20 protein-coding genes and 1 pseudogene are annotated in these 24,565 nt (G+C 37.7%); 11 read left to right on the forward strand and 10 right to left on the reverse strand.

The features are described 5' to 3' along the window. Positions 1 to 52 precede the first annotated feature (52 nt). On the forward strand, positions 53 to 859 hold the full coding sequence (locus IEV17_RS03630; protein WP_004663317.1) for a rhomboid family intramembrane serine protease: 807 nt from the start codon (positions 53 to 55) through the stop codon (positions 857 to 859). Here the strand turns inward: IEV17_RS03630 and IEV17_RS03635 are convergent. Together IEV17_RS03635 and IEV17_RS03640 are read right to left on the reverse strand one after the other, a co-directional pair. Then, the gene (locus IEV17_RS03635) at positions 856 to 3,333 is read right to left on the reverse strand and encodes an ABC transporter permease (RefSeq protein WP_004663319.1); all 2,478 of its coding nucleotides are present in this window, start codon (positions 3,331 to 3,333) and stop codon (positions 856 to 858) included. The genes IEV17_RS03630 and IEV17_RS03635 overlap by 4 nt on opposite strands. Then, entirely contained in the window at positions 3,330 to 4,034 is a 705-nt protein-coding gene (locus IEV17_RS03640) for an ABC transporter ATP-binding protein (RefSeq protein WP_004663320.1), read from the reverse strand. The genes IEV17_RS03635 and IEV17_RS03640 overlap by 4 nt, the downstream gene beginning before the upstream one ends. Positions 4,035 to 4,070: 36 nt before the next feature. Between IEV17_RS03640 and IEV17_RS03645 the strand changes: the two genes are divergently transcribed. Then, the gene (locus IEV17_RS03645) at positions 4,071 to 4,700 is read left to right on the forward strand and encodes an arylesterase (protein WP_004663321.1); all 630 of its coding nucleotides are present in this window, start codon (positions 4,071 to 4,073) and stop codon (positions 4,698 to 4,700) included. A 24-nt stretch (positions 4,701 to 4,724) separates the two neighbouring features. Here IEV17_RS03645 and IEV17_RS03650 read toward each other — a convergent pair whose 3' ends face one another. Beyond that, on the reverse strand, positions 4,725 to 5,339 hold the full coding sequence (locus IEV17_RS03650) for a carbonic anhydrase (protein ID WP_004663322.1): 615 nt from the start codon (positions 5,337 to 5,339) through the stop codon (positions 4,725 to 4,727). Positions 5,340 to 5,575: 236 nt separating this feature from the next. On the opposite strand from IEV17_RS03650, the gene IEV17_RS03655 reads away from it, so the two are divergent. Together IEV17_RS03655 and IEV17_RS03660 are read left to right on the forward strand one after the other, a co-directional pair. Continuing rightward, positions 5,576 to 6,589, forward strand: a complete 1,014-nt coding sequence (locus tag IEV17_RS03655; protein ID WP_004663323.1) for an alpha/beta fold hydrolase — start codon at positions 5,576 to 5,578, stop codon at positions 6,587 to 6,589. 23 nt (positions 6,590 to 6,612) lie between these two features. Further along, positions 6,613 to 7,623, forward strand: a complete 1,011-nt coding sequence (locus tag IEV17_RS03660; protein WP_004663324.1) for a hypothetical protein — start codon at positions 6,613 to 6,615, stop codon at positions 7,621 to 7,623. A 25-nt stretch (positions 7,624 to 7,648) separates the two neighbouring features. On the opposite strand, the gene IEV17_RS03665 is transcribed toward IEV17_RS03660, so the two are convergent. Then, positions 7,649 to 9,916 (reverse strand): TonB-dependent siderophore receptor, encoded by a 2,268-nt coding sequence (locus IEV17_RS03665; RefSeq protein ID WP_004663325.1) that lies wholly within the window; start codon positions 9,914 to 9,916, stop codon positions 7,649 to 7,651. Positions 9,917 to 10,143: 227 nt separating this feature from the next. Continuing rightward, the gene (nfuA, locus tag IEV17_RS03670) at positions 10,144 to 10,782 is read right to left on the reverse strand and encodes a Fe-S biogenesis protein NfuA (RefSeq protein WP_004663326.1); all 639 of its coding nucleotides are present in this window, start codon (positions 10,780 to 10,782) and stop codon (positions 10,144 to 10,146) included. A gap of 154 nt (positions 10,783 to 10,936) precedes the next feature. Between nfuA and IEV17_RS03675 the strand changes: the two genes are divergently transcribed. The 5 genes and pseudogenes from IEV17_RS03675 (at position 10,937) to IEV17_RS03695 (ending at position 15,951) form a co-directional block, all read left to right on the forward strand. Then, complete coding sequence (locus IEV17_RS03675; protein ID WP_004663327.1) at positions 10,937 to 11,554, forward strand: rhomboid family intramembrane serine protease; 618 nt, start codon at positions 10,937 to 10,939, stop codon at positions 11,552 to 11,554. Between the two features lie 132 nt (positions 11,555 to 11,686). Further along, the gene (locus tag IEV17_RS03680; protein ID WP_004663328.1) at positions 11,687 to 13,366 is read left to right on the forward strand and encodes an arylsulfatase; all 1,680 of its coding nucleotides are present in this window, start codon (positions 11,687 to 11,689) and stop codon (positions 13,364 to 13,366) included. Next, positions 13,363 to 14,365, forward strand: a pseudogene (locus IEV17_RS03685) (SUMF1/EgtB/PvdO family nonheme iron enzyme). Before IEV17_RS03680 ends, IEV17_RS03685 begins: the two are co-directional and overlap by 4 nt. Before the next feature lie 96 nt (positions 14,366 to 14,461). Beyond that, complete coding sequence (locus IEV17_RS03690; protein WP_004663331.1) at positions 14,462 to 14,623, forward strand: hypothetical protein; 162 nt, start codon at positions 14,462 to 14,464, stop codon at positions 14,621 to 14,623. A gap of 200 nt (positions 14,624 to 14,823) precedes the next feature. Further along, on the forward strand, positions 14,824 to 15,951 hold the full coding sequence (locus tag IEV17_RS03695) for a helix-turn-helix transcriptional regulator (RefSeq protein ID WP_004663332.1): 1,128 nt from the start codon (positions 14,824 to 14,826) through the stop codon (positions 15,949 to 15,951). A 20-nt stretch (positions 15,952 to 15,971) separates the two neighbouring features. On the opposite strand, the gene epmA is transcribed toward IEV17_RS03695, so the two are convergent. Together epmA and IEV17_RS03705 are read right to left on the reverse strand one after the other, a co-directional pair. Then, on the reverse strand, positions 15,972 to 16,955 hold the full coding sequence (epmA, locus tag IEV17_RS03700; protein ID WP_004663333.1) for an EF-P lysine aminoacylase EpmA: 984 nt from the start codon (positions 16,953 to 16,955) through the stop codon (positions 15,972 to 15,974). Further along, the gene (locus IEV17_RS03705) at positions 16,952 to 18,019 is read right to left on the reverse strand and encodes a 4-phosphoerythronate dehydrogenase (RefSeq protein WP_004663340.1); all 1,068 of its coding nucleotides are present in this window, start codon (positions 18,017 to 18,019) and stop codon (positions 16,952 to 16,954) included. The genes epmA and IEV17_RS03705 overlap by 4 nt, the downstream gene beginning before the upstream one ends. Positions 18,020 to 18,209: 190 nt before the next feature. On the opposite strand from IEV17_RS03705, the gene IEV17_RS03710 reads away from it, so the two are divergent. Then, positions 18,210 to 18,584 (forward strand): diacylglycerol kinase, encoded by a 375-nt coding sequence (locus IEV17_RS03710; RefSeq protein ID WP_004663341.1) that lies wholly within the window; start codon positions 18,210 to 18,212, stop codon positions 18,582 to 18,584. A 442-nt stretch (positions 18,585 to 19,026) separates the two neighbouring features. Here IEV17_RS03710 and IEV17_RS17120 read toward each other — a convergent pair whose 3' ends face one another. Continuing rightward, a complete protein-coding gene (locus tag IEV17_RS17120; RefSeq protein WP_227554451.1) occupies positions 19,027 to 21,597 on the reverse strand; it encodes a YadA family autotransporter adhesin in 2,571 nt (856 codons plus the stop codon). Between the two features lie 412 nt (positions 21,598 to 22,009). Between IEV17_RS17120 and IEV17_RS03720 the strand changes: the two genes are divergently transcribed. Continuing rightward, positions 22,010 to 22,408 (forward strand): transcriptional regulator, encoded by a 399-nt coding sequence (locus IEV17_RS03720; RefSeq protein WP_034601833.1) that lies wholly within the window; start codon positions 22,010 to 22,012, stop codon positions 22,406 to 22,408. Between the two features lie 4 nt (positions 22,409 to 22,412). Here the strand turns inward: IEV17_RS03720 and IEV17_RS03725 are convergent, their stop codons facing one another. Next, entirely contained in the window at positions 22,413 to 22,586 is a 174-nt protein-coding gene (locus IEV17_RS03725) for a hypothetical protein (RefSeq protein WP_155757122.1), read from the reverse strand. A 307-nt stretch (positions 22,587 to 22,893) separates the two neighbouring features. Next, a complete protein-coding gene (gene groL / locus IEV17_RS03730) occupies positions 22,894 to 24,528 on the reverse strand; it encodes a chaperonin GroEL (protein ID WP_004663351.1) in 1,635 nt (544 codons plus the stop codon). Positions 24,529 to 24,565 lie beyond the last annotated feature (37 nt).

Here is a 24,565-nt window from a genome sequence, read left to right on the forward strand (position 1 = left end):
GGCAAAAATTCATGCTAAGCTATTTTTATATCGTAATAACTTGCATAAACATATGACTGAAACCACTCCACCACAAATTACTCAAAAGTTGCAAATACAGATATGGTGGTTTACAGCATTATTAATTGCCATCAATGTTGGTTTATTTGGCTGGCAAATTCTTTCAGGTGTGAATATTACCGACCCTTCCCCTATGGATGCAATTACTTGGGGAGCAGATTTTACACCACTTACCTTCTCCGGACAGCCTGAACGTCTATTTAGCAGTATGTTTTTCCATTTCGGTCTGATCCATTTAATGCTGAATATGTGGGCATTGTATATTTTTGGAAGTGTTGCTGAACCACTTTTTGGTCGTCGTTATTATATTGCGCTGTATTTTCTAGCGGGTTTAATGGGTAGCGTTCTTTCCAGTTATCTCAGTATTCGTGACGGCTATGAATTATTACAACATTTCGATCCCAAATTACTGCCACATATCAGTGCCGGTGCATCTGGTGCTGTGATGGGTTTAGGTTCTGCGCTGACAACTGTTTCTTTATTTCCACCTTTACCCCAACAACGTTTTTGGTTAGATAAAAAGTCATTATTATTAATTATGGGCATCAACCTTGCCTTTGGTTTTACTGTTTCAGGTATTAATAATGCAGCACATATCGGTGGAATGATCATGGGTGCTTTACTTGCAGGTTCTTGGTATTTCAGTCATAAAACTGAAAATCGAGTTATCTTACAAATCATTGCACTGGTTTTAGCTAGTTTATTAACGCTCGGATTTTATGTTTACTGTAATGAGTTAAGTACAGGACTTAATTCCCTATGGAATGAAATCCTGCGCCAAAACCAGTTAAGCTTTTAAGATTGATTGATCTCTCTCAGACTTTGTAACGGTGGAATATCACATAAATAACTGAGTCGGTATCGACCAATCAACATACATATCAACATCATACTGAGCGGTAAAATTAACCAAATTTCAAGATGAAATTGGATTGCCATTTGCATCTTGTAACTGGCAATCGCACTAATCACTTCAGCAAAAAGACATGCTAAAATTCCTGCCATCAAACCAATAAAACCAATTTCTAAACTGAGCATCTGTTTTAATTTATTTTTTGCGACACCAAAAGATCGTAATAACGCCACTTCTTTACGGCGCTCATCCATTAAAACATTTAGACAAGCAATAAGAACCAAAACTCCAGACAATCCAACCAATATTGCCAGTACTGTCACCACCTGAACCAATGTATTCATTAGGCGTTTCACTTCATCTAATACACGCCCCACATCAATAAATACGGTATTGGTAAATTGTTCAATTAAGCGTACCATTTTCGGCTGATCCGCAGTAGGGACATAAAAACTGCCTAAATAGCTTCCTGCATTTTCATCCATGGTTTTGGGCGAAAAAATAAAGAAAAAATTAGGGCTAAAACTCTCCCACTCAACTGAACGTAGGTTAATGACTTTGGCATCCAATGATCCTTCAGGCAAACTAAAACTCAGCTGATCCCCGACTTTGATCCCTAACTCAGTAGCCAATTTTTCTTCTACCGACACTTGTCCAACTTGGGTGAACTTTGGATTCCCTTGAGTAATAAGATTATCTTTTGGATAAAGTTCCGCTTGTGTCAAATTCAACTCACGTCGCAAGGAATTATTCTGTTGAATCAATTCAGCACTGAAAGCCTGCCCATTTTTAGCAATTAAGCGACCCCGAATATTGGGATATAGGGGTGTTGATTGCCAATTATTTTGTTCAAGCTGCTGTTTAAACTGTGGCATATCAAATGGCGGCAGACCATAGACAAACTGATTCGGTGTACCTTCAGGCAATTGCTGCTGCCAACGCTCTAATAAATCCGTTCTTAAAACACTTAGAACTGTTATTAAGCTGAGACCTAAAGCAAGTGCTGTGATTTGCAAGGCTGTCTGATGTGGAATTCGAACATAAGCAGATAAAGGATGCTTGAGCTGTTTAATCGCTTTTAATACAAACCAAATCGCTATAAACAGAGCCAAACAAAGCACTAAGATGGCAGATAAGACCAATAAACTTAATTTTAAATTATCACTCAGCACCAAACTAAACATGACCAAACTCGCAATACCGACACTAAACATCATAAAGTAGGACTTACGTGAACGCTCTTGCTGACGAATGACACGAATTGGTGGCGTATTCAATAACTCCCAAATGCTTGGCAAAATGAAACCAATTAACACCATAACACTGGTAAAAATTGCAATGGGTAATGCCATAAGCAAATCAGCAATCGCAAAACTGAGTTGCAATTGTGGAATCAATTGCAGCATCAACTGCAACAAACCATAGCCTAAAATGATTCCAATAAAACTTCCAATCAAAACTGATAAGGCACTGACGAGTGCAAGCAATATCATATAAGCGACTAATATCTGTCTTTTACTCGCACCGAGACAACGCATCAAGGCAATATGATCCTGATTTTGTTGCACATAACGTTGACTGGTTAAAGCAATTGCAATCCCACACAGTAGAATGGTTAAGAGGTTAGCAAGCTGTAGAAAGGTATCCAGATTTTCAATAGGTTTCATCAAACGGGTATTGGACTGACTCGCATCACGTAGTTTCAGTGTGCTTTGTTCACTATTCTCTGCTTTTTGATTATAAGGATCAGTTTCATGCTTGGTTTCTTGTTTAAAGACGGTCTTAAATGTTTCAACTTGTTTTGGCTCACCCGCCATCAACAGACGATAATCAATACGACTCCCAACCTGAATAGCATTCGTTTTCGCAATATCTGCTTGATGAATAATCACGGTTGGTGAAAAACCTGAAAAGCCCAATTCCTGATTAGAATCATGCTCAATAATGCCTGTTACTTTAAATTTTCCATCAGCAATTGCAACCTGATCCCCCACTTTTACTTTTAATAGATCAATTGCTCTTGGACTTAACCAAACTTCACCTTGTTGAATAGATTTCGCTCTCGGTTGGATCTCTAGTTTACCGCGCAGCGGAAAATGCTCATCGACAGCTTTGACATTGACCATCACAAATTGATCTTGGGTATGTGCCATTGATCCAAACAAAGTGACAGGTGCCTGTTTTAGATGAAGTTGTTGAGCCTTTTGTATCCACTTTGATTGGATAGGGTCATTATCAGACAAAACTAAATCTGCACCCAGCATTTCAGCAGCTTGCAATGAAACGGCATTTTGAACTTGAGTATTACTAAATTTTAATGCGGTGGTGGCACTTATGGCTAGAGACAAGGCAATAATCAGTAAATGTAGCCCTCCTGTGCGGAAGCTTTGTAAAAGTAGTGGTTTGAGAACTGAACTCATACACCCTCCTGCACTTTTATAATTTCTTGGATTTGGCCGTCAAGCAATTTGACATGTCGTTGACACAAGGCTGCCAAATTTTGATCATGCGTTACAAGGATTAAAGTTGTCCCTAGTTCTTTGTTTAAATCAAATAATAGTTGCTCAATTTCTGCTGCGGTTTGCCCATCCAGATTACCTGTCGGTTCATCTGCAAAAATAATCTTAGGCTCAGCAATTAAGGCTCGTGCAATCGCAACACGTTGTTGCTCACCACCCGATAAAACTTTAGGCGTTTGCTGTGCTTGGCGAACTAATCCAACACGCTCTAGCCATTGCAATGCTTTATTTTCAGCTTGCCTAAAATTAAAATCAGGCTGAAGACGTAAGGGTAACATCACATTTTCGAGTGCACTGAGCTGTGGTAAAAGCTGAAAAGATTGAAACACGAAACCAATATTTTCTAAACGAACCTGAGCACGCTGCTCTTCAGTTAAAGTATGCACCGCTTGCCCACAGACCCACAATTCACCCATACTTGGTCGATCAAGTGTTGCTAGAATACCCAATAGAGTGGATTTTCCAGAACCTGAACGACCTGTAATCGCAATCTGTTCCCCCTGATAAATATCTAAATCGATATTTTTTAAGATGGTTAATGTTTGCTGATTAGTGTGGATATTTTGTGTAACTTTTTGGGCAGAAATAATCGGCTGTGGCATGATGTCACGTATCCTTTAGGACAAATTTGAAGTGCAATGCAAATATCTAAAGTTTTATTTTCGCTATCCAAAACATTTGGAATCATCACGATTTGCTCATTACCCACTTTCGCATCAGCAAAGACTATTTTAATTTTGGGTGACAGTCTCAGTGCAGGTTATGGCATAGATGCCAAACAAGGCTGGGTAAACCTATTACAACAACGTTTAGACCAACAGTATCCGAAACAGCATAAAGTGGTCAATGCAAGCGTCAGTGGTGAAACTACAAGTGGTGCTTTGGCAAGATTGCCTAAATTATTACAAACTTATCAGCCTGAAATTGTTGTAATTGAGTTAGGTGGAAATGATGGCTTACGAGGTCAACCCCCTCAAATGATTCAAAAAAATTTAGCACAATTGGTACAACTCAGCCAAAAACAGCAAGCCTCTGTTTTACTATTCGGCATGAAAATACCACCCAATTATGGGACAGCGTATAGCAGCGCTTTTGAAAAAAATTATAAAGTTGTAAGCCAGCAATATAAGGTCAAGTTATTGCCTTTCTTTTTAGAAGGGGTCGCTGGACATAAAAATTTAATTCAAAACGATCAAATTCACCCAAATGCTAAAGCCCAACCTATTCTATTAAATTTAGCTTATCCATACATAAAAGGTGCCCTATAGGCACCTTTTATGTATGGATTCTAATTAGAAATCAAAAAATATGACTTCACCTGTCTCAAGCGAATATTCTGCACCAACAACAATCATTTTGCCTTTTTCAATCAAACCTTCTAATACAGCTGAGCCATGACGTAGCTGATTCACTGAAGCAAATACATTTGAACGTACCGCATGTGCAGACAATTTTTTCAAATCATCCTTTAACTCAGTTTGCATTAAGATTTCAACAGATGGACGTACACGATTTACGATTGACATCAAGTTTGAAGATGGTGCTTGATCCGGATGTTTGAGTGTATCAATCGTTGCTTGAATCGCACCGCAATGACTATGTCCTAACACAACAACTACAGCACAATCATAACGTTCAGCAGCAAATTCAACGCTACCAACCTGAGAGGGTGCAACAATATTTCCAGCAACTCGGATAACAAACAAGTCACCTAACCCCTGATCAAATACCATTTCCGCAGGCACTCGAGAATCAGAACATCCTAAGACGATAGCAAAAGGATTTTGTTCACTTGCCATTTCAGCACGCTCTTGGTGAGTGAGCAATTTTTGCTGGGTCGTTTCCCCTTTAACAAAACGAGCATTACCAGATTTTAAACGTTCTAAGGCTTCTTGAGCGGTGAGCATGCGTACATCCATCTATGATTGACATGAAAAACTAGTTTAATGTGGGGATGCTAGATTGTCACTGACAAAAATAAAAACTCTCAGACAATTGAGTGTCCTGATATCAAGAAAAATAATGGAAAATTAATCATTTCATTGGCAAGAATTTCCATACATCTGTAGATTATGCAAATGACTCCACTCCAAACTTCTACAATAATCAATTGGTTTAAAAATAAATCAAGGATAGAACAATCATGACCAAAACACTGTTTTCAACACCATTCCGAAAAACGATCACTGCCACTTTGCTATCATTGAGCTTAGCAACAATTGCTGTAAGTTCTACTCAAGCTGCTGAAATAGAAATGAGTTTCCAAAATGTATTACAACAAGAACGTACTTGGGCTGGCTTACAGACCAAGACTTTAAAAGTAGGAGATATTAGCTGGTCATATAGTGAAGGTGGTCAAGCAGGAAAACCTATTGTTATTTTAATTCATGGTTTAGCAGGTAGTCGTGATAACTGGAATCGTGTCGCACATGCATTAACCGCAAATTACCATGTTATTATTCCTGACTTACCAGCGAGTGGCGAAACGCAAGTTCCTAAAGACTTTGATTATTCAGTTCCGAATGTGACTGAAAAATTACGTCGTTTTATCGAAGCCGCAAATTTGACAGGTCCAGCACATATTGCAGGTCATTCACTTGGTGGATCAATTGCAATGCTCTATGCAGGTCAATATCCTTTTGAAACGAAAAGCCTATTCTTGGTCGATGCTGCTGGTGTCTATAAAGCTGCAACAACGCCTTATCTAAAAGATCCGAACCATGTGAAAAACATGATCGTCAGTAAAAAAGGCGACTTTAATTTCTTGATGCAACAAGCAATGTATGCTCCGCCATTTATTCCAAAAGAAATTGCTCAAGCACAGGAAAAAATGATGATTGGTCAAGTTGAGCAAACTCAAAAAATGGTGGAGCAAGTGATCGCACTCAATAAACTGTTTACGCCTGATTCTTTTGCTCTGCTTGCAAAATCAATTGATGCACCCACCCTGATTTTATGGGGCAAGCAAGATAAAATTATTAATGTCGAAGTGGCACCTGAGTTAAAATCATTATTGAAAAATGCGCAAGCACCTGTGATTTTAGATAATGTGGGACATATGCCAATCTTGGAAGCAGATCAATTGGTGGTTCAACAATATCTACCTTTCTTGAGCAAAATCCAGACACAAAAGCCTGCAACTGCACCATCTCCATAAGTTTAGTAAGAATTTGAGGTTTTATGTCTAAACATCCAATGATAGAACAGCTAATTGATGCACAACTTGATTTTTTAGATCAAGAGTTTTCACAATCAGAAACCATTCAATATGAGTTTAAGCAATTCTATCATTGGTTACGGTTGCAACAGCTACAACATATTTGGTCATTTGAACAGATTTTTAAACTGATCGAAAAGCAAATTCTAGCAACGCCCGCCAGTCCATTTCTAATTGAGCAAATTGCTGAGCATATACGTTTTGCATTGATTCATCCGCTGAACGATAGCACCACAATTGAAGAGGTTATTCCTGTATTGACCATCGACTCAATTGCACAATACGTCGCAGGAAAAGCTGGACATCGGCAACGTTTAATTCAAACTATCGTGAATAATCCAGCCTTTTCAGCGTTGATTACGCAGCTTATACAACACTCAATTCAAGATTACTTAGATAATTCGGTCATGTCTAAACGCGTTCCTGGGGTAGGACATTTCATGAAAATGGGCAAATCCGTTTTAGAAACCGTTACGGATTCCAACCTGAATGAAACCATTGGTCATTATCTGCAAAAGAATATTTTAAAAATTAGCCAAATGAGTGAAAAAGTTTTGAATCAACATTTTAATGATGACAAGCTCTATCACTTCCAAGCAAATCTTTGGCATAAAATCAAACTGATGCCAGTTTCAGTATTACGAAACTACTTTGAAGTCCAAGACCTACCTAAAACCGTGGGATTAGGTCATGAAATTTGGGATCATCTTCGCCAAACGCCTTACTTAAAACAGCAGGTTCATGATGGGGTCTATGCGTGGTACGCAAGAAACCAAGAGAGAACTTTCGATTTGTTACTGCGTGATCTAAATATTGATGAAGATTTAATTCAGAATGAATTGAGTAATTTACTCTTACCCGTGCTACAGCAAGTGATTCAAACAGGATATTTAAGGCAACGAGCACGCGTACATCTAGAAAAATTTTATTACTCAGAACAAGTCAATGAAATACTAAAAAAACAAGGCACTTAAAGTGCCTTGTTTTATCGCCGTTTGCTTAGAATGAATATTTTAAACTTGCATAATAAGCCCGACCCGGTTCGTTATATGTTTGACTGATTGAGTTACTATCTCTTAAAATTTGTTTATCAAATAAATTACTTACGCCAAGACGAGTGCTGAATTGACTGTTAAATTTATAGCCCATATTTAAACCGACTAAGCTATAACTTTTTACATCACTTGGCTTAATCGCACTACTTGTACCACCTGAACCCACACCTGCTTCAATCCTATTTTCTGCGAATTGACGTGATTTTTGACGACCATATTGAGTGTAAACAAAATTCACATCCAATTGATCCGTGATGTCATAATCGAAAATTGAGTTAATCGTATAGTTTGGAACAAGTGACAAAGGATTTCCTGTTTTCTTATCCTTAGAGTCCATCATATAAGTGAAATTGTTGGTCCAGCGGATATTGCCATAATCTAGCCCTAAACTCCCTTCAAATCCTTGAATCAATGCTTCTGGTGTATTATCCCAACGAAGAATATTCCAAGTCGTTTGCGTAACGCCGCCATTTGCATTTGTACTTGAACCATTCACAGTACCAACAATGTCTGTTCCAGCAACAATCTTATTTTTATAATCATTTCGGAACCAAGCTAAGCTAGCATTCACTACATCTTTTTGGAATTGAATTCCAATTTCTTTGTTGATTGAAGTTTCTGGTTTTAAATCGCCATTACCTTGTAATAAACAACGCGAAGCAATATTTGCAGGACAACCATTACCATTGGTACTTAATAAATAACCTTCAGCGTTTTGGTACATATTCGGGGCTTTATAGGCTTTGGCAATCCCCCCTTTCAAAGTAAAATGATCATTTAGTTTTTGTGTTATGTTTAAACTTGGGCTCCAGTTTGAGCCTGATTTACTGTGATCATCAAAACGTAAACCGACCACAACATCGGTCATATCTGTAACTTTGAAATTATCTTCAATATATGCCGATGCAATTCGTGATTCCATTTTACTACGATCACCTTTTGCAAGCTGATCGCCATAGCCAGCACCACTTTGATCCTTACCTTGTGTTGTTGAGGTCTGATCAGTGAATTTGTCTTCCACCCATTCGACACCCAAGGTCAATGCTTGTGGCAGATAATACTCAAGTGGAATATTTAGCTCGCCATTTAATCTTAAAGTGTCTAGTTTAGATGTAACACGATCATTTAAATTATTAATTTTTCCTTCAACACTCCCTGCTAAACCCTCTGGAAGTCTTTTATTACGCGTTTTATCGTACTGCGCAACAAATTTGCTTTTACCCCAATCCCAATCTCCTTCATGAGTTAGCGCCAAGCTATCTCGATACATGGTATTGGTTTCTTTCCCGATAAGTTGAGAAAGAATTGGGTCGGTTTCTGCATTTGAATTTAATTGAGAGTCTCCAGAATAAATATTGCCTTGGCGACCAGAAGAAATATCAAGCAATACTGTTTGTTCATCGGTTGCTTGCCAAGCTAAGCGCCCAGCAATATCTTTATTTTTAACCCCTTCTCGACCAGCAGCCTGACTGCCAATTGATTTATTAATATCTACTGCATCTGCATCAGTTTTATTGTAATTACCATATAAACGATAAGATAAAATGTCTTTAATGATTGGGCCACTTAGATTGAAACTTGCTCGAGTAGAATCGCCTTCTTTGGAATCTTCAGGTTGATTGCTATATAGCTCAATGGAACCGTGTGTCTCATTCGTTACTTTCTTAGTAATAATATTGACTACACCACCTGCCGCTCCAGAACCATAACGAGCTGCTGCTGGACCTCGTAAAACCTCAATAGACTCGATTGCTTCTACTGGCACCCAATTTGAATCTCCCCGCGTATCACGCTCTCCTTTCCAACCATAGCGTACAGAGTTACGTGAGGATACAGGCTTTCCATCAATCAAAATGAGTGTATTCTCAGGCCCCATACCACGAATATCAATTTGACGATTATTTCCACGCTGACCTGTTGCACTATTCCCTGTTAAGTTAACGCCTGGCATACGACGAACGTATTCAGAAATATCATTACGTACTGGAATTTTTTCTAAATCTTCGGCAGTGATCTTAGAAACTCCGAGAGATTGTTTAATTTGTTCCTCTGCTGTTAGAACAATTGTCTCCAGTTTAACAACATCGTTTTCATTTGATTTTTCAACCAATCCACTTTGATTAACTGTAGTTTCTGCTGCATATGCAAACGTCATCATGCCACTCAGAATTGAAGTCGCGAGTAATGTATGGCGTGCTATTTTATTAGACATATTCCCACCTAATTAAGATAAATCATAAGATTTGCTAAAAAACTAGGCTAGATTCTAACAAAGAAACAATAAAACTCAATATAAATGATAATAATTATTATTTATATTTTCATTATTTAATTCAGCTTGCACATTCATGAACATAATGATTAAATAAAATTTGATTAAATGAATAATAAAAAAAGCCCTATTCAGGGCTTTCATAATGCAATAAATTTCAAGTTTTATTACTTGAAGTACGCACCTTCTGATTGAGAGTGATCAGTTTGGTCAACCACACGCTTTAATTCTGGGACATGCTGTTGTAAAGTCGTTTCAACACCTTGTTTAAGGGTAACATCAATTGCTGAGCAACCTTGGCAACCACCACCAAATTTTAACACCGCTGTAAGACCATGCTCAGGATCATCTTTCACTTCAACTAAACTACAATTACCGCCATGACCTTCTAAACCTGGATTGATCTCAGATTGTAAAATATAGGTAATTCGTTCTTCAATTGATGCATCTGGGCCAACACGTGGCACTTTCGAATTTGGGGCACGAAAAGTTAATTGACCACCAAAACGGTCTTTGTTGTAGTCAATGACAGCATCTAATAAATATGGAATGGATGGTGCATCAACATAAGCAGGAAAATCAGGATATTCCTGTTTGTAGTCTGTTGGTACTACTTCATCAGGTGCGCTATATGCCATACAACATTCTGCACGCGGTGTACCTGGATGCTCTACAAAAACACGAACGCCAATCCCTGGAGTATTTTGCTTTGATAATAAATCACTTAAATACTCTTGCGCAGATGGAGTAATCAAAAGGTTTGGGATTTCTTCTGCAATGGCAGTGTTGGTGTTCTCAGTCGACATAACAATATTCCTCAAGCTGATGTCGTTATCTTAACCGAAGATGGAGTGTAATAAAAAAAAATCAACCATTTTTGTAGGAATTCTATGCAAGATCATTGTTTATTAAGTTTTTAATGGCATTATTGCTGAGACACTGATCAATTTTAAAACATTTATGTTACATCTACCCTTTAGTCATACTGTGACACTGATCATCATTACAGTTGCAATTTCCTTGTTAGCCTTCTCAAATCAAACGGTGATGAATCGTTTAATTTTTTGGCCACCTGCACTGCAACGTGGACAGTATGACCGCTTTATCACACATGGTTTTGTTCATGCTGATGGTACTCACTTACTCTTTAACATGATCACGCTGTTCTTCTTCGGCAATATTATAGAAAGCTTTTATCGTCAGTTTTTTTATGACACAGGCTTTGTCTTATTTTATTTAGGTGGGTTAATTGCAGCAATTTTACCAAGCTATTTAAAACATCGACATGATATTCGCTGGGCAAGTTTAGGTGCGTCTGGTGCTGTTTCTGCAGTGTTATTTGCTTATATTCTGTTTCAACCATGGAAGCTCATTTTCGTTTTCTTTATTCCCGTTCCAGCCATTATTTTTGCCATTTTATATGTCGCTTATAGTATTTGGTCTGGCAAAAGAGGCAACACAAATATCAACCATAGCGCTCACTTATGGGGAGCAGCGTATGGTGTTGTCATGACAATTTTATTAGAACCTAAAGTGCTGCCACACTTTTTAAATCAACTTACTCAAATACCATTCTAATTTTTATTATGCATGCCCCTTTTTTGGGGCTTTTCTTTTTTTAAGATTAATAATCAAATTTTAATTATTTTTATCATAAAAATCATCGCTCTAAACTCGCCATAATTCTTCTATAAAATTAAGTCGATTCTAATGTCTCGTAATAGCCTTCTTAGCACACTTTCTATCGCATTATTTAGTCTTTCAATTTCAGCGTGCAGCAATGATTCTGATAATTCAAATACTGTGGTTGAAACCAAGAAGCAACCCAACATTTTATTCATCATGGCCGATGACTTAGGCTATTCAGACTTAGGCGCTTTTGGTGGGGAAATTCATACACCAAATATTGATGAGCTGACCCGAGCAGGTCGTATTTTAACGGATTATCATACTGCCCCGACATGCTCACCAACACGCTCACAATTGATTTCGGGGACTGACCATCATCTAGCGGGAATTGGTGCGATGGCTGAACTCACACCTGAGCATCTAAAAGGTCAACCTGGTTATGAGGGCTATTTGAATGAGCGTTCACTCTCGATTGCAGAAGTATTGAAAGACAATGGCTACCGAACCTATATCAGTGGTAAATGGCACTTAGGCTTGACCGATGCAACCAACGCACATGCTAAAGGATTCGATCACTCATTTACATTATTGCAAGGCTTAGACCTACATTTTAAACAAGCACCGAGTGCCTATAAGCGTGAAGCCACTTATACCGAAGATGGTAAGCAAGTTCCGATTTCATCCTTACCCGATGATTTCTTCTCTACCAATTACTTCACAGACAAGTTGATCAGTTATATCGAGTCAGGTAAAAACTCAGGTAAACCGTTCTTTGCCTATGCTGCTTACACCGCACCACATTGGCCTTTACAAGCACCTGCTGAATATCGTGATCGTTATCGTGGTGTTTATGATGCTGGCTATGATGTGATTCGTGATGCGCGAATTGCCCGTCAAAAGCAGCTTGGCTTAATTCCAGCGAATTTTACTGCGGCTGAACCAATTGCCACACAAAATGCACCACAGAAATACGGTAAATGGAATGAACTTTCAACCGAGCAAAAAGCGCTTGAAGCACGCAGAATGGAAATCTACGCAGGTATGGTTGAAAATTTAGATGCCAATATTGGTCGAGTGATTCAGTATCTAAAACGTAATAACCTATATGACAACACTTTAATTTTCTTTGTTTCCGATAACGGCGCAGAAGGTTTTATTCGTGGCAATTATGGAGCTGAGTCAGGTTTTGACAACAGTGTGAATAACGTAGGTACATCAGGCTCTTATCACTATGTTGGACCACGCTGGGCGGAAGTCAGCGCTGCACCATTCCATCTATGGAAAGATACTGCGGGTGAAGGTGCAACTACCGCACCTGCAATCGTGAAACTACCCTACCAAAGCAAAGCACAAGCAAACCATCATGGTTTTGCCTCAGTCTTGGATGTGTTCCCAACCGTGCTCGACTACGCAAATATTGCCGTCCCACAAGGTCAATACAAAGGCCGTCAAATCAATACTCCAAGTGGCTACTCATGGAAACCGCTACTCGAAAATAAAGCTCAAGCCATTCGCCCAGTCAACTTTAGCTTTGCCGATGAATTACATGGCAGTAAATATGCCCGTCAAGGGGACTGGAAAATTGCATTACAAGGCACTTCTGAATTAGGCACAGGAACTTGGGAACTATACAACTTGAAAAATGATCGAGGTGAAACGCAAAACCTTGCTCAGGATAATCCAGCCAAGTTACAAGAACTGGTGAATGTCTATAACCAATACACCCAACAAAATGGTGTTAAGGAATATTTCCTTAAATGAAGTGGATTATCTTTTTAGTTTCACTCAGCAGCCTGTCCCTTGTGACAAGCTGTAGCAAAGTTAAGCCTACCACCACTCACTCACATGCACAAAACAGCACCGAGGCTCAACTGGGTTCATTACAGAAATGCCAACACTATTCAGGTTTACCTGAAGCATGGCAAAAGAGTCAAACTGCGGGAATGGTCTGGATTCCTGAAGGTTCATTTCAATTGGGATCAAATTTGGCCTACCCTGATGAGCTGAATTTTGGAAAATCTCAACGTCAGGTCAAAGGGTTTTGGATCGATCAAACCGAAGTCACAGTGGCTCAGTTTTCCAGTTTCATCAAAGCGACAGGCTATATCACTGATGCTGAAAAACAAAAGCAGGCGGCAGTATTTTCGCCTGATGTGAATAACCCCAAACAATGGTGGCAACTGAAAGCAGATTACACTTGGAAAACGCCAAATGGTACAGCAGGTCAAGCCCCTCTTGCCTCTGAGCCAGTTCGCTATGTCACTAAAAATGATGCCGAGCACTATGCCGTTTGGTTGGATCGGGATTTACCTACAGAGCAAGAATGGGAATATGCCGCCAAAGCAGGTTCGAAAACTGACACCCCTTTACACCAAGCACCACAAGATACACATCAACACCCTCAAGCGAATTATTGGCAAGGTGAGTTTCCTTTCAATAATACGGTTGAAGATCATTTTCAAAGTGTGGCGCCTGTCGGCTGTTATCCTTCTAATGCTTTTAAGTTATTCGATATGATAGGCAATGTCTGGGAATGGACCTCTTCTGCTTATCACGGCGCACATGATCAGCACATGGGCAATTATACGGAACTGCGTCAAAAAAAATAGCACCGCAACGCAATATGTACTTAAAGGCGGTTCTTTTTTATGTGCCTCGAACTTTTGTGCCCGTTATCGAAACAGTAGTCGTTATCCACAAGAGTTTGATTTGGCAGCAACCCATGTGGGATTTAGAACTATTTTACGTACAGTCGAATGATACAAATCTCTATTAAAAAACATGCGTCATTACGCTAGTCGAAAAGTTTGGACCAATTTAAAGTAAATGAGAAAGCAATAAAAATAGGATGCAATGATGAAAATAATACTGCTTTGCTTCAGTACTTTAATTACATTTAGCTTATCTGCCTGTGCAGTGCATACTCCCCATGGCAGCGTGATTGTTGATCCAGACAACCACCATGATGGTCATGGTGATTTTTGTCCTCCAGGACAGGCTAAAAAAGGGCGTTGTTAAATTCAATCTCGCCTAGGCTTTAATAAGGCTTAGGCATTTTTATCAAACCGTAAATTTTATTCAATTTTTTCTTTCAAACGATTCATCTCATCAAATTGTATAGATAAAACTGGAATATATTTCAGTTACTGATTTCATTTAATTAAAACCCATATAAACTACATGGAAATGTATTCTATTTATTTTAATGAGATTTTTGAATGGATCTAGGCCAACAAAGCACTGTCATGGAAATCTTAAATAAGGTGCAGCATGCTGATGATTGGATTATTTTATTAGAACAACTGAATCAACATTTTAATCTTCAAGCCTCTCAACTACTCGCAGTTGATCTTGAAGTACAAGCACTATCTTTTAGTGTTCATCATGGCGTTGATTTTGATGAACATCAACTTGAACAAGCAGCACTAAAACAAATTCGTTTAGATATAGATGATGATCCTCGCTTAAACAAAATGTTATTGGCTCCAATGCAAGGTTGGATGCATTGTTTTCAACATTTCGCAGAAGATGAAATTATTCAAACTCAAGTCTATCAACAAGTATTAGAACCTCTGAATTTACGTTTTTGTTCAGCAATACAAATTCTTTATGATCATAAAGTTTGTATCATGCTTTCATTTTTGACTAGCCCTGAACGAGGTGCTTTGAGTTGTTCTGAATTACAACCGATTTATGAATTATTACCGATACTAAAGCAGAAAATTCAACAATATCGACATCATTTTGAATACTCGACAATGACCTTACTCGGGTCACAATTAATTCAAAAAATGAATCAGCCAATTGCGATTATTAATTTGAATGGAGATATTCTTGAGTTGAATACAGAAGCAAAACAGCTATTGGAAAATAGTAAACTGATCCAAATCAAACAACGTCGTTTTGCATTCAATGAAAGTAGCCAACAACAATTCGAGTTAAACCTGATTGAGCTAGAACGCCAACATAAGCGCCATCATGACTTAAGCTACGCTGAACGTTGTAAAATTATGATAGTTGATGATCATTTATTCTTAACACTGGATTTATTAAGTCCAGAAAAAACACACAAGATTTTTGGTCTACGTCCAGTTTTACTCGCCACATTTTCTGGTTTAAAACATAAACCTAAATATCAACGAGAAATATGTACTCAACTTTTTATGTTTACACCTGTAGAACACAAAATATGTGAGCAATTACTTGAGGGTAAAACCACTAAAGAAATTGCTCTCTCACAAGATATTCAGGCTGATACTGTCAAAAAACATCTACAAGCGATTTTCAAGAAAACCAAAACGCATCGGCAAAGTGAGTTAATTCAATTATTGATGCAGTTTTTATAAGCATGTAAAGATCAAAGTTTCTAAGCAATCTCAGCTGGGAAAGTAATCACTTGATCAATTTTCATCTTATTCATCGCAACCATCAGTAAACGATCAATTCCGAGTGCAATCCCTGAACATTCTGGCATGTGTGGTAAAGCTGCTAACAAATGTTGATCCGTTGGAATGACGGGTAATCCTTGTTGAGCACGCTCGATATTATCGGCGTCAAAACGTTCAGCTAAAACTTTGGCATCTAAAAGTTCATCATAGGCATTGGCAAGCTCTAAACCCTCAATGTATACCTCGAAACGTGCTGCGACTAATTCACCATCCTCATCTGTTTTTACCTTAGCCAACGATGCCATTTCAGGCGGAAAATCAGTTAAAAATACAGGTGCATCAAAGCCTAAACTTGGTTCAACGAAATGCGAAAACAATAAATCCATATAACCCAAGCGATCATTTCCTAAATCAAGATTGAGTCCTACACGATTCGCAGTTTCTTTAAGTTGCTTTAAAGTCGCTTGTAAAGGATTAATATCTAAACGATCTTGAAAAGCATGCTTATAACTCAAAATATATGGACGGACTTCACCCAAACGATGTGCCAAACACACTTCTAGTAAATCCGCTGTTTCATGCATTAAACCTTTTAGATCTAAACCAGGTCGATACCATTCCAGCATGGTAAATTCGCTATTATGCTTACGCCCATGCTCATCATCACGGAATACTTTACAGATTTGATAAATTGCTCCACTACCACTGGCCAATAAACGTTTCATTGGAAATTCAGGTGAAGTCTGTAAGTATTGAGTATTTAATTTGCCATGAATATGACGTTGTACTTGTACAGATGCCAAATGAACATCGGTTACAGCTGCTTGAGACAAAACAGGCGTTTCAACCTCTAATACCTTACGCTCCACAAAAAACTGACGAATCTTTTGATACATCTCTGCACGTGCTTTTAATGCCTCAATAGAACAAGTCGGTTGATAGGATTTCATATCTTGGCTCATGCTTTTGGTCCACCGTGTGCCGCCCATTCACGGCGTAAAGGATAGTTTTTACGAAGTAAATCAAATGCTTTTTGTTCAACTTTAGCATTTTGAACACAAGCTCTTAATTGTTTGTCATCTTCAGCAATATCGTAAATTTGTGACAGATGCTGCTTAAGCGCAGCTTTTAAATCCTGCTGCCCAAAATATTGTTCTACCTGAGGCAATTGACTCTCAAAACGCTTTAAGGCTTCATAAGAAAATTTATCGCAAAATGCCTCATAAATCATCTGCGTTCCTCTCGCTTTGCCTTCAAGGCTATACCCTGCAATATGTGGGGTTGCTAAAGCCAATAAATCCAGCAATTGCGCTGGAATCTCTGGTTCAAACTCAAAGACATCCAAGACAACTTTACGATTATTTTTTTTAATATCGTCCATTAATGCAGATTGTTGAATCACTGGGCCACGCGCACTATTAATCAAAATTGCGGATGCTTTCATTGCAGCAAAAGTAGCATCATTGAACAAGTGTTGTGTTGGATAATCACCAGCTAAGGTTAAAGGGACATGAATTGAAATCGCATCTGCCCGTTTTAATAACTCATGAAATGAAACATTTTCAATATGACTTAATTGCACATAAGGGTCATAGCCAATCACATTCCAGCCCAACAATTGAGCCATCACTGTGAGTCGACTCCCTACATTGCCTAAGCCAACAATTGCTAATGTAAAAGCTTTCTCTTGTTCTAATAAGTCGATATTCAAATGCAATAAAGCAGTAATCACATATTCAGCAACGGCTTGCGCATTGCAGCCCGCAGCATTACTCCATGCAATATGCTGCTGTTCCAGAGCTTGAATATCTAGATGATCTGTACCAATTGTCGCACTACCCACAAATTGAATCTTGGTCTGATCAATTAAGGCATGATTCACTTTAGTCACCGAGCGAACTAAAAGTGCATCGGCATCTTGAACATCGTTATGAGTCAAGGTGCGCCCTGCTTTATGCTGTATTTCAGCAAAATCTGCAAAAAAATAATCGGTAAATGCCAAATTTTCATCTGCGATAATTTTCATGCAATACTTTCCATCGATTTGTATGTGCTTATTATCCTTAGCCTTATCCGAATTGACAATTCATAAATGCAACGCTGAGAAGATTAGCTGGCAGAAAACCATCTTGATTCGTACACACATGCGACATATTGCCAATTTACTGCAACATCTTTGCTCTTATAATAATGCTTTCTGCAATTCCTTCATCCTAATGACGCAATACTCTCCCTATAAAGGCAAAAGTGGCATTAAGCGGATTTTAAATGCCACAGGCTATTCCATTGCTGGTTTTAAAGCTGCCTTTCACCATGAAGCAGCCTTCCGACAAATCCTGTTGCTCAATGTAATCTTGATCCCGATTAGCTTTTTCGTACATGTCTCAGTGGTTGAACAGGCCCTGATGGTTGCTGTCTGTTTATTGGCGATTATTGTCGAGCTTTTTAACTCAGCCATTGAAGCTGTTGTGGATCGTGTATCTTTGGAAAGAAATCCATTGTCTAAGAATGCCAAAGACATGGGTAGTGCTGCGCAATTTGTTTCTCTTGCGATTATCTTTTGTACTTGGATGATTATTTTACTTAAATAAGCATGATCAGAGAGAATGTATCGTATGTCGATTTATTCTCTCATTTTAGTTTAAAATTTTGAAGAAATTAAATGAGTAGAAAATTTAATATTACATTTAATAGCAAGAATTTTTCATTTTTAATAAATAACACTTAATTCTTTTCTTTCAGAATTCAATTTACTTAAATAAATATTAATTTTAATTAACAATATTATAAGATAGGCTTAAATATATGATTTCAGAAAAATTTAATTAATCGATTCTTAAGATTTTTAACTCAAATCAATTTTAAATTCAGAAAATAGACTTTAAATACTATTAATAAGAACTAAAAAAAATAATTTTTTAAATAATAAAAAAAGGTTACCTTGATGCTAAAAAGTAACCTATGAGGTGAAGATTTTTAAGTAGGTCATTAAAATAAGTATGACCTACTTAAACTAAATCTTATATTTAAATACTATTTACCACCAAATACATATGCAACACCTACGCGACCACCGAACTCATTTCCACCAGCGAAACCAAAAGCACCACTTGCTGAAAGACGGTCTGTAAACGCAGTTACTACACCAACTGATCCAGCAGTTTCACCTTCATAATGACCAACACCACCAAATATAGCTACTTGACCAGGTTGAATACTCGGTACTGCTTGTTGCGCAGCTAATGAAATTGCAATACCACGATAGGCAGTACGTTGTACGTCATCAATACGTGTATTTAATTGGTTAGCACGTCCATCAGTGTAAGCATTAGCAGACGCTAAAGTTGCCGCAGATTTAGTATCAGTATAACCATTTGCTGATGTTAAAGTTGCTGCTGCTTTAGTATCAGTGTAACCATTTGCTGATGTTAAAGTTGCTGCTGCTTTAGTATCAGTGTAACCATTTGCTGATGTTAAAGTTGCTGCATCTGCTGCTGCAAAGTCAGTACGAATTGCTGTATCTGCTGCTTCACGAGCAGTTTTTTCCGCTTCAACTTTACCATCAGTATAAGCATTTGCTGCTGCTGCAACATTTGTTACACGAGTGTCTAATGCTGTAATATCAGATGTGTTCTTTGCAATGTCAGATGTGTTCTTTGCAATGTCAGATGTGTTCTTTGCAATGTCAGACGTGTTCTTTGCAATGTCAGACGTGTTCTTTGCAATGTCAGACGTGTTCTTTGCAATGTCAGACGTGTTCTTTGCAATGTCAGACGAATGTTGATCTAAAGTTGTTTTAACATTAGTACCATCAACAATAATCTCGTCAGTTGTAATACCATTTGCATTAACAGTTGTTGATTTACCTGATACTGTATCTTTTACTACAATACCATTAGCTGTCAAAGTCGTATTTTTATCTGAAGTTACAGTACCATCAGCTGCCGTCACTTTAGATTTAGCAACTGTTCCGTAAGTATTTACACCACCAGTTGAATCAACAATACCTGTGCTAACTGATTGGTTGTTAATATCGACTGGTGTACCAGTACCTACATTCACATTAATAGCTTCACCATTGTTCAATGTACCATTAACAGTTACAGCATCCTGTTGAGTTTTGATTTCACCATATGTTACAGCTTTATCAGTTACTTCCTTAACTGTCGCAGTTGTTGTATTTAACACTGATTGAGTTTGTGTTGTACCACCAGCAGTTGGTGCAACAGTTTTACCCAAAGCGGCAATAACTGTAGTATCCGTATATTCAGTAGCTACACCTGCTGTGATAGTATAATAAGTACTTACCCCGTTAGATTGAGTTTCATAAATAGTAGTACCATTCACATCATAACGTGCAGTTAAACGATTAGCACTTGGGGCTGTGTTTGTTGTTACAATTGAACTTGTAGTACCTAAATCAACTAAAGAAGTTTTTACACTACCAGCAGTCAACTTACCAGTTACATCAGCATCGTTCTTTACAGTAAAGAAACCATTTACAGTTGCTGCTTTTGTTACATTCAATGAATCAAGTGTTGATGCACCAGCAGTTAATGTGCCAGTTACTGTAGCATTCTGATTTACAATCAATGAATCAAGTGTTGATGCACCAGCAGTTAATTTCGCTACTGTTGTATCACCAGTTACCTTCAAACCAGCTTTAGCATCAAGTAAACCATTTACTGTAGTTTTTTGAAGATCTGTATCACCACTAGCAGTTAATTTCGCTACTGTTGTATCACCAGTTACCTTCAAACCAGCTTTAGCATCAAGTAAACCATTTACTGTAGTTTTTTGAAGATCTGTATCACCACTAGCAGTTAATTTCGCTACTGTTGTATCACCAGCAGTTAATTTTGCTACTGTTGTATCACCAGTTACATTCAATATACCATTAGTTGATACACCTGCTGCACTTACTGTAGTTGTGTTTGTAACACCGTTATCAGTTTTAGTAATACTTAAGCGATAGTCTTCAGATGTATTATTACGCCCTAAAGTTAAATCTTGTACTTTATTGACTGAAGATGCAACGAAACCATTATCAACTGTAGCACCTAAAATTGGACCAGTTAAACTTCCTGGAATAATTACACCATTTGCATCGTATTGTGCAGATGCAGTTTGCGATGTCGTCCATGATTGTTGACCAGTTTGTTCAGAAGTATTCAACTGGAATTTATTTTGATTAATAACTTGCGCATCTACAGAACGTGTCTGATCTTGTGTATCTACACGATTTTGACTAAATGGTTGTGTCGTATTCGAAAATGCAGGATTAACTGTAGGAATAACTAAATCTGCACCTGTTGATACAGGAGCAGCAGTAAGAATTGTTGATGTACCACCATTAACAGCTAAATTACCATTAATTGTAGTATTTGTATTAATAATTGTTCCACCTGAAGAATTTACATCTGATGTAATTAAAGTGGTAGGATTTGTAACGCCTTTAATCACATTAAATGCACCGAAGCTACCATCATTGTTATCAACAATAACATTCACATTATCAATATCAGATATATTCGTATCAGCATATACAGCGCTTGTTAAACTTATTGCGATTGCGATCGCTGAAAGTTGAAAAGATTTTTTCATTAAAAGACATCCTATTTTTGAAGTATAAACTTGTAATAACACTAAAAGATGCTTAACCATTGATCTGGAGTTTAGGCTAAGAAATCTTTTAGTGTTAATTCTGCTTAACTTTTTAAGTTAATGGTCTAAAGACAGAGCTTTTCATGTTGCTGAAAAAGTAACTGCTCATACTCTAAACACCCCTTGTCTCGGATTCTAATTTCACTTTAAATTTTTATCAATCAATATTTGATTTAAAATTTCATTTTTCTTCATACTTTTTACTAATAATTAAATCAAAGTAATAAAAAATTACGATTAGAACAAAATATCCATATAAAATTTATCATTAGGTTAATTTTATAAATCAAAATTTGATTCATAAAATGATATGATCATTTATCAATATACTATGGTGAGAAACGCTCTTAAGATGCAGGAAATCAACGAAAAAAAGGCTTTTAGTCAACGACTGAAACAACAGCTTTTAGAGCAGAACTGGCCTGTTAACAGCCCAACTTGGTTGGCTCGAGAGTTCAACATACGCTATAACGGTCATTCTATTAGTGTGCAAACTGCGAGTAACTGGTTATCAGGTACGGCAATACCTAACCAAGATAAATTACAAATTTTGGCTGCGTGGCTAGACATTTCCACACAATGGTTACGTTTCGGAGAAGTAAGTCCTACCTCAAAAAACTGCACAAAAAATGACCATAAAAAAATTCAGTTTTACTTAGATGATCTACCTAAAAAAATTGGATTATTAAGTCCAAAGCAAAAACAAATAATTTATGAAATCGTAAATGAATTTTTATCACAGAACGAATAAAAATTTATTTACTCGTTCTTAAGAGTAATTGTTTTAAATGCCAATTTTCCTTTTGCAATTGCTCCAATTCTTTTAGTAAAGATTCATATCTAATTTTACAAGAATAAAGGTTTTGCACTTCTTTTACTGGATAAAGTGCGTAACCTATATTTTCATTTTTTAATTTAGTTTTTAACAAGATACTCCTCCTCGTTTAATAATTTTACCACTCTACTTATTAAGAGTTTAATTTTTAAGTATATTTACAAATTACACTATTTATATTTAATAAAAACATCATCCTCCACTTGAATACAAGTATAAGTATTACTTTTATTTCAAAATAGTTAAAATTTCTCGTAAATAAAATAATGTGTAGATTATTATACTTTTTTGTAAAAATTTCTATACCCCAAATGAGGTATGTCAAAAAATGTCATTTTATTATTAAGAAATAAAAATCCCTGCATTAGCAGGGATTTTTTTAATCTAGGAAGAAGATGTAATTACATCATTCCGCCCATACCACCCATACCGCCCATATCTGGACCAGCTGGTTTATCTTCTGGAATATCAGTAATCATGCATTCAGTTGTCAACATTAAACCAGCAACAGAAGCTGCATGCTCAAGTGCAGAACGCGTTACTTTAGCAGGATCTAGAATACCCATTTCCAACATATCGCCATATTCACCAGTTGCAGCGTTATAGCCGAAATTACCTTCACCCGCTTTAACTGCATTGATTACAACTGATGGCTCATCACCTGCATTCGAAACGATTTGACGAAGTGGCGCTTCAATCGCACGACGTAAAATGTTGATACCTGCAGTTTGATCTTCGTTCGCGCCTTTTAAGCCATCCAATACGTTTACAGCACGTACCAGTGCAACACCACCACCTGCTACAACACCTTCTTCAACTGCTGCGCGAGTTGCGTGAAGTGCATCGTCAACACGATCTTTCTTCTCTTTCATTTCAACTTCAGTTGCTGCACCAATTTTGATGACTGCAACACCGCCAGCTAATTTAGCAACGCGTTCTTGAAGTTTTTCTTTGTCGTATTCAGAAGTAGATTCTTCGATTTGCGCACGGATCTGTTGAACACGTTCAGCGATTTGTGCAGCATTGCCCGCACCATCAACAATCACAGTGTTTTCTTTAGATACCGTGATTTTGTGTGCAGTACCTAAATCTTGAAGAGAAGCTTGCTCTAAAGACATGCCGACTTCTTCAGAAATAACAGTCGCGCCAGTCAAGATCGCAATGTCTTGAAGCATTGCTTTACGACGGTCACCAAAACCAGGTGCTTTAACCGCACATACTTTGATAATACCGCGCATGTTGTTCACAACAAGTGTAGCAAGCGCTTCGCCTTCAACATCTTCAGCGATGATAAGAAGTGGTTTACCTGTTTTAGCAACAGCTTCTAATACTGTGATCAATTCACGAATATTGCTGATTTTTTTATCAACAAGAAGAATGAACGGATTTTCAAGTTCAGCAGTTAAAGTATCTTGCTTGTTAGCGAAGTATGGAGAGATATAACCACGGTCGAACTGCATACCTTCTACAACGTCTAATGCGTCTTCGAAGCCAGAACCTTCTTCTACAGTGATAACACCTTCTTTACCTACTTTTTCCATCGCTTGAGCGATAAGTTTACCAACAGTCGTATCAGAGTTCGCAGAGATTGAACCTACTTGTTCAATTGCTTTGAAATCATCAGCAGGTTTTGCATTGGTACGGATATTTTCAACAACAGTTTTCACTGCGATGTCGATACCGCGTTTTAAATCCATTGGGTTCATACCTGCAGTTACAGATTTGATCCCTTCATTTAAGATGGCTTGAGCAAGTACAGTTGCAGTTGTTGTACCGTCACCCGCGATGTCATTTGTTTTAGAAGACACTTCACGAACAAGTTGAGCACCCATGTTTTCAAACTTGTCTTTTAAAGAAATTTCTTTCGCAACTGTTACACCATCTTTAGTGATGTGTGGCGCACCGAAAGAACGGTCGATCACAACGTTACGGCCTTTAGGACCTAAAGTTACTTTTACTGCATCTGCAAGTACGTTAACGCCTGCAATCATTTTTGAGCGAGCTGAATCACCAAATTTTACGTCTTTAGCTGACATGTTAAACTCCGAATCTTTTTAAATACTGAATCTGAAA

The organism is Acinetobacter modestus (genome assembly GCF_014636095.1).
Lineage (GTDB): Bacteria > Pseudomonadota > Gammaproteobacteria > Pseudomonadales > Moraxellaceae > Acinetobacter > Acinetobacter modestus.

What these genes read in the sequence shown, in the direction of transcription:
- groL (WP_004663351.1), bottom strand. Translation starts at nt 24,528, where the DNA reads ATGTCAGCTAAAGACGTAAAATTTGGTGATTCAGCTCGCTCAAAAATG.
- IEV17_RS03645 (WP_004663321.1), top strand. Translation starts at nt 4,071, where the DNA reads ATGCAAATATCTAAAGTTTTATTTTCGCTATCCAAAACATTTGGAATC.
- IEV17_RS03680 (WP_004663328.1), top strand. Translation starts at nt 11,687, where the DNA reads ATGTCTCGTAATAGCCTTCTTAGCACACTTTCTATCGCATTATTTAGT.
- IEV17_RS03665 (WP_004663325.1), bottom strand. Translation starts at nt 9,916, where the DNA reads ATGTCTAATAAAATAGCACGCCATACATTACTCGCGACTTCAATTCTG.
- IEV17_RS03695 (WP_004663332.1), top strand. Translation starts at nt 14,824, where the DNA reads ATGGATCTAGGCCAACAAAGCACTGTCATGGAAATCTTAAATAAGGTG.
- epmA (WP_004663333.1), bottom strand. Translation starts at nt 16,955, where the DNA reads ATGAGCCAAGATATGAAATCCTATCAACCGACTTGTTCTATTGAGGCA.
- IEV17_RS03640 (WP_004663320.1), bottom strand. Translation starts at nt 4,034, where the DNA reads ATGCCACAGCCGATTATTTCTGCCCAAAAAGTTACACAAAATATCCAC.
- IEV17_RS03630 (WP_004663317.1), top strand. Translation starts at nt 53, where the DNA reads ATGACTGAAACCACTCCACCACAAATTACTCAAAAGTTGCAAATACAG.
- IEV17_RS03720 (WP_034601833.1), top strand. Translation starts at nt 22,010, where the DNA reads ATGCAGGAAATCAACGAAAAAAAGGCTTTTAGTCAACGACTGAAACAA.
- IEV17_RS03705 (WP_004663340.1), bottom strand. Translation starts at nt 18,019, where the DNA reads ATGAAAATTATCGCAGATGAAAATTTGGCATTTACCGATTATTTTTTT.
- IEV17_RS03655 (WP_004663323.1), top strand. Translation starts at nt 5,576, where the DNA reads ATGACCAAAACACTGTTTTCAACACCATTCCGAAAAACGATCACTGCC.
- IEV17_RS03675 (WP_004663327.1), top strand. Translation starts at nt 10,937, where the DNA reads ATGTTACATCTACCCTTTAGTCATACTGTGACACTGATCATCATTACA.
- nfuA (WP_004663326.1), bottom strand. Translation starts at nt 10,782, where the DNA reads ATGTCGACTGAGAACACCAACACTGCCATTGCAGAAGAAATCCCAAAC.
- IEV17_RS03650 (WP_004663322.1), bottom strand. Translation starts at nt 5,339, where the DNA reads ATGCTCACCGCTCAAGAAGCCTTAGAACGTTTAAAATCTGGTAATGCT.
- IEV17_RS03690 (WP_004663331.1), top strand. Translation starts at nt 14,462, where the DNA reads ATGAAAATAATACTGCTTTGCTTCAGTACTTTAATTACATTTAGCTTA.
- IEV17_RS03660 (WP_004663324.1), top strand. Translation starts at nt 6,613, where the DNA reads ATGTCTAAACATCCAATGATAGAACAGCTAATTGATGCACAACTTGAT.
- IEV17_RS17120 (WP_227554451.1), bottom strand. Translation starts at nt 21,597, where the DNA reads ATGAAAAAATCTTTTCAACTTTCAGCGATCGCAATCGCAATAAGTTTA.
- IEV17_RS03710 (WP_004663341.1), top strand. Translation starts at nt 18,210, where the DNA reads ATGACGCAATACTCTCCCTATAAAGGCAAAAGTGGCATTAAGCGGATT.
- IEV17_RS03635 (WP_004663319.1), bottom strand. Translation starts at nt 3,333, where the DNA reads ATGAGTTCAGTTCTCAAACCACTACTTTTACAAAGCTTCCGCACAGGA.